Annotated in this window: 15 protein-coding genes; 14 read left to right on the top strand and 1 reads right to left on the bottom strand. The window is 37.9% G+C overall.

Going from position 1 to position 13,771, the window contains the following annotated elements:
* Nucleotides 1–528: 528 nt before the first annotated feature.
* The 4 genes from NSU02_RS14955 (at nucleotide 529) to NSU02_RS14940 (ending at nucleotide 3,462) form a co-directional block, all read left to right on the top strand.
* Nucleotides 529–681 carry a hypothetical protein gene (locus NSU02_RS14955; protein WP_339193214.1) on the top strand — a complete coding sequence of 51 codons (153 nt, stop codon included), beginning with the start codon at nucleotides 529–531 and terminating at the stop codon, nucleotides 679–681.
* A gap of 101 nt (nucleotides 682–782) precedes the next feature.
* Nucleotides 783–1,931, top strand: coding sequence for a cysteine desulfurase family protein (locus NSU02_RS14950; RefSeq protein ID WP_117017221.1), 1,149 nt, complete (start codon nucleotides 783–785; stop codon nucleotides 1,929–1,931).
* A gap of 2 nt (nucleotides 1,932–1,933) precedes the next feature.
* Nucleotides 1,934–3,151: a tRNA uracil 4-sulfurtransferase ThiI gene (gene thiI / locus NSU02_RS14945; protein WP_066247844.1), complete on the top strand. Its 1,218-nt coding sequence runs from the start codon at nucleotides 1,934–1,936 to the stop codon at nucleotides 3,149–3,151.
* Between the two features lie 92 nt (nucleotides 3,152–3,243).
* Nucleotides 3,244–3,462: an alpha/beta-type small acid-soluble spore protein gene (locus tag NSU02_RS14940; RefSeq protein ID WP_063387370.1), complete on the top strand. Its 219-nt coding sequence runs from the start codon at nucleotides 3,244–3,246 to the stop codon at nucleotides 3,460–3,462.
* A gap of 53 nt (nucleotides 3,463–3,515) precedes the next feature.
* Here NSU02_RS14940 and NSU02_RS14935 read toward each other — a convergent pair whose 3' ends face one another.
* Nucleotides 3,516–4,316: an NAD kinase gene (locus NSU02_RS14935; protein WP_094246343.1), complete on the bottom strand. Its 801-nt coding sequence runs from the start codon at nucleotides 4,314–4,316 to the stop codon at nucleotides 3,516–3,518.
* Nucleotides 4,317–4,452: 136 nt separating this feature from the next.
* On the opposite strand from NSU02_RS14935, the gene sppA reads away from it, so the two are divergent.
* The 10 genes from sppA (at nucleotide 4,453) to NSU02_RS14885 (ending at nucleotide 13,722) form a co-directional block, all read left to right on the top strand.
* Nucleotides 4,453–5,454, top strand: coding sequence for a signal peptide peptidase SppA (sppA, locus tag NSU02_RS14930; RefSeq protein WP_063387372.1), 1,002 nt, complete (start codon nucleotides 4,453–4,455; stop codon nucleotides 5,452–5,454).
* An 11-nt stretch (nucleotides 5,455–5,465) separates the two neighbouring features.
* Entirely contained in the window at nucleotides 5,466–5,951 is a 486-nt protein-coding gene (locus NSU02_RS14925; protein WP_063387373.1) for an RDD family protein, read from the top strand.
* Nucleotides 5,952–6,019: 68 nt separating this feature from the next.
* Nucleotides 6,020–6,724, top strand: a complete 705-nt coding sequence (locus NSU02_RS14920; protein WP_063387374.1) for a DUF2953 domain-containing protein — start codon at nucleotides 6,020–6,022, stop codon at nucleotides 6,722–6,724.
* Entirely contained in the window at nucleotides 6,721–7,188 is a 468-nt protein-coding gene (gene ytfJ, locus NSU02_RS14915; RefSeq protein ID WP_066247839.1) for a GerW family sporulation protein, read from the top strand. The genes NSU02_RS14920 and ytfJ overlap by 4 nt, the downstream gene beginning before the upstream one ends.
* A gap of 101 nt (nucleotides 7,189–7,289) precedes the next feature.
* Nucleotides 7,290–7,790: a thiol peroxidase gene (tpx, locus tag NSU02_RS14910; protein ID WP_339193213.1), complete on the top strand. Its 501-nt coding sequence runs from the start codon at nucleotides 7,290–7,292 to the stop codon at nucleotides 7,788–7,790.
* Between the two features lie 90 nt (nucleotides 7,791–7,880).
* Nucleotides 7,881–8,870, top strand: coding sequence for a class I SAM-dependent methyltransferase (locus tag NSU02_RS14905; RefSeq protein WP_339193212.1), 990 nt, complete (start codon nucleotides 7,881–7,883; stop codon nucleotides 8,868–8,870).
* A gap of 365 nt (nucleotides 8,871–9,235) precedes the next feature.
* Nucleotides 9,236–10,426: an acetate kinase gene (locus NSU02_RS14900; RefSeq protein ID WP_063387378.1), complete on the top strand. Its 1,191-nt coding sequence runs from the start codon at nucleotides 9,236–9,238 to the stop codon at nucleotides 10,424–10,426.
* 814 nt (nucleotides 10,427–11,240) lie between these two features.
* Entirely contained in the window at nucleotides 11,241–11,387 is a 147-nt protein-coding gene (locus NSU02_RS14895) for a hypothetical protein (RefSeq protein ID WP_161939803.1), read from the top strand.
* Between the two features lie 245 nt (nucleotides 11,388–11,632).
* A complete protein-coding gene (locus tag NSU02_RS14890; RefSeq protein ID WP_339193211.1) occupies nucleotides 11,633–11,839 on the top strand; it encodes a hypothetical protein in 207 nt (68 codons plus the stop codon).
* A gap of 425 nt (nucleotides 11,840–12,264) precedes the next feature.
* The gene (locus NSU02_RS14885; RefSeq protein WP_311066387.1) at nucleotides 12,265–13,722 is read left to right on the top strand and encodes an alkaline phosphatase family protein; all 1,458 of its coding nucleotides are present in this window, start codon (nucleotides 12,265–12,267) and stop codon (nucleotides 13,720–13,722) included.
* Nucleotides 13,723–13,771 lie beyond the last annotated feature (49 nt).

The following is a 13,771-nucleotide window of genomic DNA, read 5'->3' as shown; positions in this document are numbered from 1 at the left end:
TTAAAAGGAAATAGAAACGAAGGTCGTCATGAAAACTTTTTTCAAGGATTGACGTTTCCCGAGTTAGCTCTGGCAGGCAAGGAGCAAGCAAAAAGGGCAGCTAAAGGACATGATGATGAACGGATTCAAGAAGCGAATCATCAGCGGGTTAAAACTATTGAACCTGCTGGCAGCTGTGGCAGTGTTCCGGCAGTCTTTTGGAACGACATTACGCTTTGCGCTATAGGCGTTTTATGAGCTGCTTAAAAAGTAATTCACGATAGTCCGGTTATTTTGAAAAATAGAAGCCGATGCTTTTATCAACTTTTTATGGCATAATGAACAGCTGAGAAAATCAGCTAATTCTCGTTTCTCTAAAGCAAAATGCTAGAGGAGTAACGAGTTTTTTTATTTCTTTACTCTGTGTTCTAAAAGTGATTGATAGGAATGAGGAAGAGATTGATCTCAAATTTTATTTGCGGTTCAAGAAATGGGGAACGACTGACGAAGAAAGGGGAAATCATCCGCTTTGAGCGAGATTAGTCGTGCTTGATGATGTCGGTTTTTAAGATTGAACGCGGGAAGTTTTACACGCTGCTTGGGATCGGCGGATGCGGGAAGACGACAATGATCGAAGATGACGTTGTTGAATTCACAAAAAAAGCGGCTTACGTGCGTGGACAAAGGCTTTCGTCTGAATGAGCCCGTTTATGTGATGATCTTTTCTTTTTCATTTCAATTTACTTATGTTAATATTGCATTGCAAAGTGTTAGAAAATATAATTCAAAGGGGTATACAACCGATGCTTTACTTGGATAATAGTGCAACTACAAAGCCTTACCCTGATGTACTTGATACGTACCGGCAAGTGGCGGAAAAGTTTTTCGGGAACCCATCATCTCTTCATCATTTGGGTGTTCAAGCGGAAAGACTTTTAACAAAAGCAAGAGAACAAGTAGCCGATTTGCTAGGTGTAAGCGGACAGGAAATCATATTTACGTCTGGAGCAACGGAAGGAAATAATTTGGCGATTAAAGGCGCGGCTTTTGCACAAAGACATAAAGGAAAGCATTTGATTACGACTGTAATTGAACACCCTTCTGTCAGCGAAGCATTTGAACAGCTTGAAAAAGAATTCGGGTTTGAAGTGACGTGGATTCCTGTAAATGAAAATGGCATTGTGTCTCCAGCTGACATACAAAAGGCTGTACGTAACGATACAATCTTAGTGTCTGTTATGCATGTCAACAATGAAATCGGAGCGATTCAGCCAATTGAAGAGATTGGCGAAATACTTAAAAACTATCCGAACATCGTTTATCATGTCGATCACGTGCAAGGAGTCGGGAAGGTTCCTTTAAATATAAAAAAAGCGGGAATTGATTTATGTACAATATCTGGCCATAAATTTCATGCCCTAAACGGTACAGGAGTGTTGTACATTAGAAAAAATACACCAATTCTCACTCTTTTATCAGGGGGTGGCCAGGAAGCAAGCATTAGATCAGGCACTGAAAATTTAGCGGGCAGCGTGTCCCTAGCGAAAGGTTTAAGGCTGGCATTCAACGACTATGAAGAGAAGATCGATCGTCTGATTAATACGAAAAACTATCTTATAAATGAGCTTGAAAAAATAGATGGCATTATTATCAACACACCAAAGGAATCTTCCGCCCCTCATATTATCAACTTTTCTGTACCTGGTATAAAAGCGGAAGTTCTAGTTCATATGCTTGAAGAGGAGAATATTTATGTCTCCACTACTTCAGCTTGTTCTTCAAGGAAAAAGGGAGAAAGCAAAGTATTGAAGGCGATGGGCAAAAAAAGCAGCATCACCGAAAGCGCCATCCGCATAAGCCTTTCAATTGGGCAGACGATCGATGATGTCAAGCCGTTGATTGACGTCCTGCCATCATCTATACAAAAATTAAAAAATATAATGGGGTTATAAACATGCAATATGATCATATTTTAGTCAGATATGGTGAAATGTCTTTAAAGGGAAAAAATCGTAAACATTTTATTAACCATTTGAAAAACAATATAAAACTTGCATTGTCTTCCTTTTCGTCTTTAGAGTATACAGCAAACAGAGATCGTCTTTTCATCAAATTAAATGGAGAAGACGGGGAAAAGGTAGCGGAAAAATTGCAAACAGTTTTTGGCATACAGTCCTTCAGTTTGGCAATCAGAACGAAAAGCGACATCGAAGCCATAAAGGACACGGCTTTACAGGCAGTCAAGCAATTGTATAAAAACGGAGACACTTTTAAAGTGTCGGCCAAAAGAGCAGATAAATCGTTTCCGTTAACTTCAGACCAACTCAATTATGAAATTGGCCGGCATATACTTATTCATACTGACGGTTTGAAAGTAGATGTTCATCATCCGGACATAAACGTGCGCGTAGAAGTCCGTCCGCATGCCACATATATAATGTGCAAAGATTTTAAAGGGGCGGGAGGGCTTCCGGTTGGTTCAAGCGGAAAGGCGATGCTGATGCTTTCTGGAGGAATTGACAGCCCTGTCGCTGGGTATTTGTCAATGAAAAGAGGCTTGGAGATTGAAGCGATCCATTTCTTCAGCCCTCCATATACGAATGAAAGAGCGAAGCAAAAGGTTATGGATCTCGTAGAAAAATTAACCGAATTTGGCGGCAAAATCGTGCTTCACATCGTTCCGTTTACAGAAATTCAAGTGACCATTCAGCAAAAAATATTAGAAAATTATACAATGACATCGACTAGAAGAATGATGTTAAAAATTGCCGATGAAATTCGGAAAAACCGAGGCGCCTTAGCCATTGTAACAGGCGAAAGTCTAGGGCAGGTAGCAAGCCAAACGCTTGAGAGCATGTATGCTATTAATGAAGTGACGACAACTCCTATACTGAGACCTTTAATTTCAATGGATAAAAATGAAATCATTGAAATTGCCGAAAAAATTGATACGTTTGAGATTTCAAACAGACCTTATGAAGACTGCTGTACTATTTTTACACCAGCTTCACCGAAAACGAAGCCGAAAAGGGAGAAAATATTAAAGCTTGAAAGCTATGTAGATTTTCAACCTCTCATTCAGAAGGCGATTGAGGAAACAGTAACAATTGAATTTCCAAGAAAACATGATATACAAGAAAAAATAGAAGAGGATTTTGAAAATTTACTATAATATTCCACAAGTTCAAAACAATTACCATTTCGTTTTATGCATGAAGCCATGTGTTTTTTCACATTCTATATCCACAAGGAGGTGAATGACACATGGCTCAAAACAGATCTAGCAACTCTAACCAAATTTTAGTTCCTGGTGCTGAACAAGCACTTGAGCAATTAAAAACTGAAATCGCATCAGAATTCGGTGTAAACTTAGGTCCTGATACTACATCCCGCGCGAACGGCTCCGTTGGAGGAGAAATTACAAAGCGGCTTGTATCTTTTGCTCAGCAGCAACTATCTGGCGGTGGCGGAACATTTCAATAAATGAATATTTTGGCTTTTGAGCGAAAAGGTGATCCTTTTCGCTCATTTTCATTTTATAAAAAGGTTCTTTTCACTTTATCCCAGAAAGAATTATCTTTTAATTTAACAGTTTTAATTTTTTTCTTTCCTAATTCAATATCCAGCTGGTTGACATGACGAATGCTTAGAGCTTCGTTGTCCATTCCGATAATCGGATAATCGTTGCCGTCCTGCACTACTTTTAACGTAAGCTTTCGATTTCCGCTTAAAATAAAAGAGGATCCTAACGTCCGATATAGATTATTGTTCAAAGATGCAAGTTCAGTTACTTGTAAACAGTCTATGAGCGGATCGACGACAGCTCCCTTCACAGATTTATTGTAGGCTGTGCTCCCTGTTGGAGTGGCAATAATCATTCCGTCGCCTCGGAACGTTTCAAAATGCATATCATCAATAAATACATCCAGAACAAATGTTTTAATAATTGCTGATCTGACACTGCATTCATTTAAGCAGGAAATCTTTACTTCATGGTCGACGGTGACATCGATGGTTGGATATCTTCTTACCTCGACCTTTTCCAGCTGAAAAGCTTCAACTAATTTGTCTTTTTGATCTATATGGAAATCACAATAAAAACTGATATGCCCTTCAGTTGCGATGCCTATGTACAGACAGTCGTCGCGAAATTGCGTTTTTCTAACCGCTTGCAAAAATGTTCCGTCCCCTCCGATTGCTACGATAATGTTCGCATGTCTCCAATCTTCAACAGGACGAAAATCATACTGCTTCGCCAAGTCAATCAACGAAGCTATTTTCTGTTCAAGGTGATCGCTATGTTTGTAAAAGAAGTAGATATTTCGGCGTGGATCCATCAAAAAAACCTCCTCTTTTTGGAAGATTCTCCACAATTATATAAATAAATGTTAAAATACACTATGATATATAGTTTAACATTTTTATAATGGAACATGTCAAAAAAGGTGAAATTGAATCAAGGAGGTAAACATCTTGAGTGGAAAAAGGTGGGCTGCGTTAGGAATTGCCGCAGCATTATTTGTTTTTTCGATGATCATTAGCTTTACTTCTATGGCTGTTTCAAATGCAGAAAAATTGTCTGAGAATTTTTTTGAATCGCAGTTTTCCGAGGAAGTCCTTGAAGAAGGAATGCCGGATGAAAAAATTGCGGTGCTGGAAGTAAATGGAGTGATTCAAGATACGGGAGAAGATGTTACATCGATTTTTGCCAGTGAAGGCTACAATCATAAAGAATTTTTGAAATTGATTGAAAAGGCCGGCGAGGATAAAAGCGTAAAAGGAATAATTTTGCGAGTCAACTCTCCTGGCGGGGGAGTAGTGGAAAGTGCAGAAATTCATAAAAAACTAATGGAAGTTAAAGAAAAGGCGAAAAAGCCGATTTATGTTTCGATGGGAACCATGGCAGCTTCAGGAGGATATTATATTTCAACTCCTGCCGATAAAATTATTGCAGCACCGGATACGATGACAGGCTCGCTAGGGGTCATTATGCAAGGAATAAACTACAGTGAATTGGCAAAAAACTTTGGGGTGAAAGTAGAAACGATCAAAAGCGGTCCATATAAAGACATTTTTTCTTCAACAAGAGATATGACAAAAGAGGAAAGAGAAATTCTTCAAAAAATGGTGAATAACGCTTATGAAGGCTTTGTAGACGTAATCTCGCAAGGAAGAAAGATGGATGAAGGGGAAGTGCGGAAAATTGCCGATGGACGAATTTATGACGGCCGGCAGGCGAAGCAGCTCCATTTAGTTGACGAGCTAGGCTATTTTGATGATGCGGTGGAAATGATGAAAAAAGACTTAGACTTATCAGATCCATATGTATTCAAATATAAATCGAGCTTTGGATTTGAATCGTTCCTTTCCATGATGGCTGGGAAGGTGATCTCTAAAGATCTGGAAATGCAGGGACTATACAAATTGTTTTCACAACCGAATTCTCCCCGCCTGATGTATTTATATTCGGAGTAGGAGGTGCCAACATGGATGGAACATTTGAAGAAATAAATCAAATTGAACAAAAGCGTGAGGTTCAAACAGACATCTCTTATCACTTTGCGGGATTTTGGATGCGGTTTTGGGCATACTTGCTTGACCTCATTGTTGTTTCAAGCGTCATCCGAATTGTTGCCAATCCGCTTTTTTTACTGATCGGATTGGAAAAAAGCGATTTTATTTTTTCACCTTATCGAATTTTAAGCGCCTTGTTTTTCTTTTCCTACTTTATTCTTATGACGAAGTTTTTAGGACAAACGCTCGGGAAAATGGTTTTTGGCCTGCGTGTTATATCTTTAAAAAATGATAAGCTTACATGGACCGATGTTTTCTTCAGGGAATGGATCGGACGGTACATCTCCAAGGTTACGTGGATTGGATATTTGATCGTTGCTTTTACAAAAAAGAAACAAGGACTGCACGATTTATTCAGCGATACAACAGTTATTCATGATGAACGGTTTTCAAGATGACCTGCCGAAAAGGCAGGTTTATTTTTTTATAGAGAGGTGATAATGGTTCACTGAAAGGATGTGAAATTATGCCATTTTGGCTTGCAATAGTCTTTTTCCTATTTTTGATATTTGTGCTTCTTGTTGCAATGACAAAATTAACGATTGTACTTTCATATAAACACGATAAATATGACGATCGGTTAAGAGTGACATTTCTATTGTTTTTTGGCCTTATTCGCTACACAATCAAAATCCCTTTTATAAAACTGGATCAAGAAGGTCCAAATATTGTTTATAAACAAGAAAAAGAAACGAAACATTCAACTCAAAAATCGTCCGAAAAAGTGACTCCTGAAGAGCTGTTTGAGAAGCTGCAAAACTTTAAAGAAATATTGGAAAATGTTATCCATTTTTCCTTTATTATTCGGAAATTTTTGAAGAAGGTTCGGATTGTGAAATGGGAGTGGCGTACTGAAATCGGAACGGGAGAAGCTGCCTCAACAGGAATGTCGGCGGGTACACTATGGGGGATGAAAAGCTCTATTATTTATTTCGCTTCCCGATACTTTACATTAATAGGTTATCCAGTTGTTTCAATCTTTCCTAATTTCAACCGAATGGTTTTGAAAACGACATTTGTATGTATGATGCAATTCCGACTTGGGAATGCTATCATAGCAGGATTGCGTCTCGTAAAATGGTCGAGATCAAAAACAGCATTATGGCGAAACTTACCGTTTGCCAAGAAAAACAAGAAGAATGAACATAGTTTAGAGGAGGCAAAAGTATGAGCGATCATCCGATTCAAGGGTTAATGAAAACGGCAATGGAAAACTTGCAGCAAATGATCGATGTCAATACCATAATTGGCGATCCAGTTGAAACTCCTGATGGGAGTGTTATACTAACCGTTTCAAAAGTGGGATTCGGATTTGCGGCAGGTGGCAGTGAATTTTACGGACCGACAGGTGAAAAACATTCAAGCAGTCCTTATGGAAGCAGCACTACAGGTGAAAAAGGAAAACTTCCTTTCGGCGGAGGAAGCGGAGGTGGTGTATCGATTACGCCAATCGCATTTCTTATTGTTGGAACAAATGGAATCAAAATTCTTCATTTAGATGAAAATACCCATCTTTATGAAAAAATTTTAGATGCAACCCCTCAAACGGTAGAAAAAATTCAAGAACTGTTTCGAAAGAAAAAACATATACAAGACGATAACAATGAAAAAGAAAAAATTGATTTTGACATTTAAAGCTGCTTTGGCAGCTTTTTGAAATTTTCAAACACTTTTTCTTTGAAAAGTCTTCAAAAACAAGCTATAGTTAAACTATACATAGATTTGGAGGGGATAAAATGGCAAACGTAACATTTAAAGGAAATCCGGTAACTCTTTTAGGAAATGAAGTGAAGGTTGGAGATAAAGCGCCTGATTTCAAAGTGCTTGCGAATGATTTGTCGGAAGTTACTTTAGCTGATACAAAAGGGCAGGTCCGAATCATTTCTGTTGTTCCTTCGATCGATACTGGCGTATGTGATGCACAAACACGCCGCTTTAATGAGGAAGCTTCCAAGCTGGATAATGTTAAAATTTTAACAATCAGCATGGATCTTCCTTTTGCGCAACAACGTTGGTGCGGTGCGAACGGAATTGAAAATGTACAATTGTTATCTGACCATCGCGACGCTTCTTTCGGACAGGCGTACGGAGTATTAATCAAAGAATTGCGTCTGCTTGCTCGCGCTGTTTTTGTTGTTGATTCAAACGATAATGTAACATATGTAGAATATGTCAGCGAGGCGACAAATCATCCAAACTATGAAGCGGCGATTGAAGCTGCAAAAGCAGCAAATTAAGGACCTGATGCAAGGTCCTTTTTTTCTTGCTTATAAAACAATGAAACGCTAAAATGAAAGGATGTGACGAGCTTAAAGGAGGAAGCCTTTATGCAAGGATTTTCAAATGTTGAAAAACTGTTTTCACTCATTAATGAGACGGCAGAAATCATTAAAAACGAAATGAATTGTACATACATTGAAGCGGTAGCGAATACAGGAGAAAACCTGTTTCACAGAACTGCAGTTCAAGATTCCATTAGCGAAATTACAAGTAAAAAACTGAACAATATATACCGGACGTTTCATTTGGATCACTACTCAAATGAAGAAATTCGGAGAGCTTTTCAGCTCGCTGTTTTAAAAGGATTAAAGGAAGATAATCAGCAAATCCACCAAATGACCCCTGACAGCGTTTGCATATTGCTCGGCTATCTTGTGCAAAAATTTTTTCAAGATGAAAAAAATTTAATGATTTTAGACCCTGCTGTAGGTTCGGGTAATTTACTCTCGGCTGTCTTAAACCAACTGGAAGCAAAGCAAGTTGAAAGCATTGGAATCGATATAAATGATTTGTTAGTTAAAATCGCTTATGTGAATGCAAATTTGCAGAAGCATTCTATTGACTTTTATAATCAGGATAGCTTAAAAAACCTTTTTATCGACCCTGTGGATGCGGTGGTGTGCGACCTGCCAGTCGGCTATTATCCCGATCATGACGTCGCAAAGCATTTTGAATTGAAGGCTGATGAAGGCCATTCTTACGCCCATCATCTTTTTATTGAGCAGAGCATCCGCTATACAAAAGAAGGCGGTTATTTGTTTTTCCTTATACCAAACCATCTTTTTGAGACGCCTGAAGCTCCAAAATTGAATCGATATTTAAAAGAAAATACAGTGATCCAAGGCCTGTTGCAGCTCCCGCGCTCCATGTTTAAATCGGAAAATAGTCGAAAAAGCATCTTTATTTTGCAAAAAAAGGGAGAAGGAATTGTACCGCCCAAACGGGTTATGCTTGTTGATCTACCGAAATTTTCGAATAAAAAAGCTCTTGCTTCGATTATGGATCAAATTGATGAGTGGCTCCGGACAAATAAATGAAAAGATGAAGACACTAAAAGGTGACAGCCATGTCGCCTTTTTTTTTAGGATTCGGTTTATTTCTTCTATTTTTCATAAAAACTAAACTAGAGAAAAGAAATCTTCGGTTTTAGCGAATAGTGGCTTCCCGTTTCATTTAGGAAGTGGATGGAAGCGCTTTTTATTTTTAGAAATTTTTGTATACAGATAAACATTTATTTTTCACTTGAAATGTTGCTTTATCAATGTTTAAATGTATAGAGCGATCATCTCTCTTTTTAAAATTAGACAAGTCTGGTGTTTCACATATTTTGCTAATTTCTATGTCACATGCAGGAATTTTTAAAAAAGCTTCATCAACAAAAAGAAGGAGAGAATGAAAATACATGCCTAAGATTTTAGCTGTAAATGCTGGAAGCTCTTCATTAAAGTTTAAATTGTTTGAAATGCCGAATGAAGAAGTTTTAACAAAAGGGGTAGTTGAAAGGATTGGTTTGGACCAATCATTTTTTAAGATATATGTTAACGGAGAAGAAAAGAAAGAAAGTTGTCAAATTACCGATTTTTCAATAGCGGTACAGCTTGTGCTAAATAAATTAACTGAATATGGAATTATCCGGACGTTAAATGATATTGACGGAATCGGTCATAGGGTTGTACATGGAGGAGAGATCTTCAGTGACTCAGCGCTTATTACGGATGGAACTTTAAAGAAAATTGAAGAACTCTCTCATTTGGCGCCTTTGCATAATCCAGTCAATGTGCTTGGCATTCGCGCCTTCCAAAAGGTGCTTCCGGACGTTCCAGCGGTAGCGGTGTTCGATACTGCCTTTCACCAATCGATGCCGGAACAATCTTACTTATACAGTTTGCCATATGATTATTATGAAAAATACGGAATTCGCAAATACGGCTTCCATGGAACGTCTCATAAATATGTAACGGAACGGGCAGCTCAATTGCTTGAAAGACCTTTAAAGCATTTGCGGCTTATTTCCTGCCATCTAGGAAATGGTGCCAGCATTGCAGCAGTTGAAGGTGGAAAATCAATCGATACATCGATGGGATTTACGCCTCTTGAAGGTGTTGCGATGGGAACTCGTTCCGGAAGTATTGATCCAGCGCTTATCCCATATATCATGGAAAAAACAGGTAAAACCGCTGATGAAGTTATTAATGTATTAAATAAAAAGAGCGGACTTTTAGGAATATCCGGTTTCTCAAGCGATTTGCGCGATATCGAAGATGCTGCAGCGAAGGGGAATGCTCGCGCCGAATTGGCATTGGCGGTTTTTGCTGACCGCATTCATAAATATATCGGATCTTATGCGGCGCGGATGTGCGGTGTGGATGCGATTATCTTTACCGCCGGCATTGGTGAAAACAGTGACGTTGTCCGCGAACGAGTGCTGCGGGGATTGGAATTTATGGGCGTTTATTGGGATCCTGCCTTAAACAAAGTACGTGGAAAAGAAGCGTTTATTAACTATCCACACTCACCAGTAAAAGTTCTAGTTATACCGACAAATGAAGAAGTGATGATTGCAAGAGATGTAATGAGAATAGCGAATTTATAAGGTTTTGCCGAGGGTTAACAGCAAAACCTGAACTCGTAACCAACCAAGACCTAAATTTACCGTAAAGCAACCTTTTTCATGTAAAATTAAAATTACATGAAAGGAGGTTGCTTTTTTTTACCAATAAAAAGTGGAAATAATCTATTTATATGATGAACGATGCAGGGGAACTCGTTTTACATATTAAAAAATTCGCTTGATCATGACAAAAAATATTTAATAATTTTTTTGAGGAGAGGTAGCAGATTTTTCATCTTACAATAGCTGATGTGAAACAATTTACCGGGAGCCGTATCTCTGAAATGGTGAATAGGAGAACAGCTCCCGCACAAGAGACTGATGCTCAGTGGAAAGGGAAATCTCATTTAAAGTTTTTGGTTAATTGTATCGTTCTACAAACATATGTTGAAGCGATTCATGTTGTTTTGGCAAATCCTATTTCTCTCCGTTTAAAAATACACGCATTTTCTAGGATTTCTAAACTATTTGCCAGTATTAAGCGTTTCTGAATCTTCTTGATTGTTCGTTCACATAGCATTGGTCGTATAAATTACACTATGATCCTGCTTGGGAAGGACTATTCGATATATTCATCGTAATAGGTATGATCCTTCCAAAAGGTTTTTGTCAAATCAAAGAATTTCCTGCCTCCTGTTGTTACTGATGATGAAGAGACAACTATAAATTGTGGATAGCAAGTAATAAAAAATGGGTAAATAGTAAGTGAAGGAATAATATGGTATAAATTTTCTTGAAATAGCATACCCTAGCCTCTTAAGGAGGTGCTGTGTATGTGTAGTAAGGGGAATAGGAAATGGCGATTACTCAAAAAGCAGATAACCAAAAATTATCATTTATGGACGACATGAAAGCAATCATTCGGAAAAACATGAAGGAAAAAGGTTTAACTTCTGCCGAAGCGAGGAAGTCTTTAGGAATTAAAAAATATGAAAAGAAATAACATAAAAGCAGTTATGGATACAAATATTTTTATTGCAGATTGGTTTGAAGAATCTGAAGAATTCTAAAAATTACTTGAATTGGTGAAAAATAGAAAATAAGACTTCTCTTCGAACAAGATACAATCGTTGAATTGATTTATTTGGTAAAAATTTTGCTCGGCATAACATCGATGATGTTTCGGAAAGAATTTTATTACTGAAAGGGATTGCTGAACTGTTTTATCATTCCTTATCCATTAATACGATGAATTATAAAATTGAGAGTTCAAATGATAAATATGATGACATGTTTTTAAAATGTGCATTAAAAGGAAATGCAGATTATTTAATAACAGATGACATGCAGCATGGTCTACATGAAAGAGAATATGATAATTTAAAAATATATACGTCATGGGATTTCGTTAGACAGCAGCAAGAAGAAGAATATGGTGAAATTAAAGTAGAATGATGCTGACTATAAAACATTGCTTTTATTTTACACTCTTTTTCCTCTACACTCCTCACTTTTAGTGAAGAATAAGTTCAATTTTTATATGTAAATTCCCTCTATTTCGTTAATAATTCCTATACGCTTTGCTTGCAGTTTCAATGGCAGTACTCCATATCTTTTGATTTACCGCTTGCGCATTTTTTATTTCTTTTCATATAAAGCTCCGATAAGCGAACGGCCGAATTTCGGTTCTGGAAAAAATAAAAATGATTCATTCCCTCCAACATTTCTTATTTCAAAAATAAAGTAGTGATGATTGAAGGGGGATGAGAATAATAAATAGCGGTGAATCATTGCTCCGGTTTAAAAAACCGGAGTTTTTTGCATGATTTTCACCTTCTAGACAAATTCTAATAGCAAATAAACGATGAGGATGGAACAAAATGGCTAAAAAAAATGTGATATTGTTGATTATCGATACTCTCATGCTCCCTTTTTTGAAAAAAGCAGTAGACAATAAAATGGCGCCGGCTTTCGCCTTTTTCATGAAGCATGGTACTGCTTCAGAAATTATCAGTCCTTTTCCGACGATGTCCGTCAATGTGGAAAGCAGTCTGCTTACCGGGCATTACTCAGATGTGCATCACGTTCCAGGATTAGTCTGGTTTCATGATGAAGAAAAGCGTCTCATTAATTATGGAACAAATGCATCTGAGCTTTTACAGCTGGGGCTCGCAACTTCATTAAAGGATCCGCTGTACAATATAAATCATGAGCATTTAAACAAAAAGGCCGCAACCATTTTTGAAGAACTGAGCAAAAAGGGGAAAAATTCCGCGTCTATTAACGGACTTCTCTATCGAGGAAGTCAGGAAAAAGTAATGCAGCTTCCGTTTTTATTATCTTTGCTGCCTACTTTTCATAGAAGCCTTACTGTTAAGGGGCCGGATTTGTTAACTTACGGCTCCTTCATTAAACAGAACCCATTTGCAAAGTATGGACACTTCTGGCAAAGATTTGGCTTTAATAATCGATTTTCTGCTCAGGAGCTTATTTATCTTATTAAAAATCATTCTTTGCCTCCTTTTACAATGGTCTATTTTCCTGATATGGATCAAATTATACATAAAAAAGGAGTTGAGGATCTGTCAGGAATCGTAAAAACAGATCGTGAATTGCAAAAAGTGTTAGACAGTTTTCATTCATGGGAGGAAGCGCTGAAGAACAATGTTTGGATCATTATGGGCGATAACGGCCAAGCGGTTGTCCGCCCGAGAAATCAAAATCCTCTGATCCATTTAGAAAAGCTACTCAGCCCATATCGTATTACCAAGCTGTCAAAAGGTGTACGGAAGGATGATGATATCGTACTTGCGGTCAATCAACGCATGGCGTTCGTATATTTATTACAGCCGAACCATTCGCTTGAAGAAATTGCAAACATTTTGAAAACAGATGCACGCATCGATGTCATCGCTTGGCGGGAAGAAGAGGAAAAAATAAAAGTTGTTTCAGGGCGGCGGGAAGGAATGCTAATGTTTAAAAAAGGAGGTCAATGGGAAGATCCGTATGGAAGTATGTGGACTTTAAACGGAGACATTGAAGTGTTGGATATTTTCACGGAAGGAAGCCGAATTAAGTACGGGGAATATCCGGATGCGCTGGCAAGATTACATGCAGCCGCTTTGTCACATAAAGGACAATTTCTTATGATTAGCGCTTATCCTGGCTTTGAATTCAAGTACGGGTCATCTCCAGTGCATGTGGGCGGTGCGAGTCATGGCGGTTTACACCAGCATGACTCTTTAGCAGCAATCATCGTTTCAGGGACAGAGCGATTGCCGAAGTATAATCGGATGATAGATGTAAAGGATTGGATTTTATCAATGCTCGACTCTTAAGAGTTATATCAATTCCGTGATATAATATCATTGTATATTTGCGCGCATT

The organism is Aeribacillus sp. FSL W8-0870, from assembly GCF_037963755.1.
In the GTDB taxonomy this organism is placed as follows: Bacteria; Bacillota; Bacilli; order Bacillales; family Aeribacillaceae; genus Aeribacillus; species Aeribacillus composti.
Note: the sequence above shows the minus strand (reverse complement) of the source record. Positions and strands in the feature narration are given on the sequence as shown.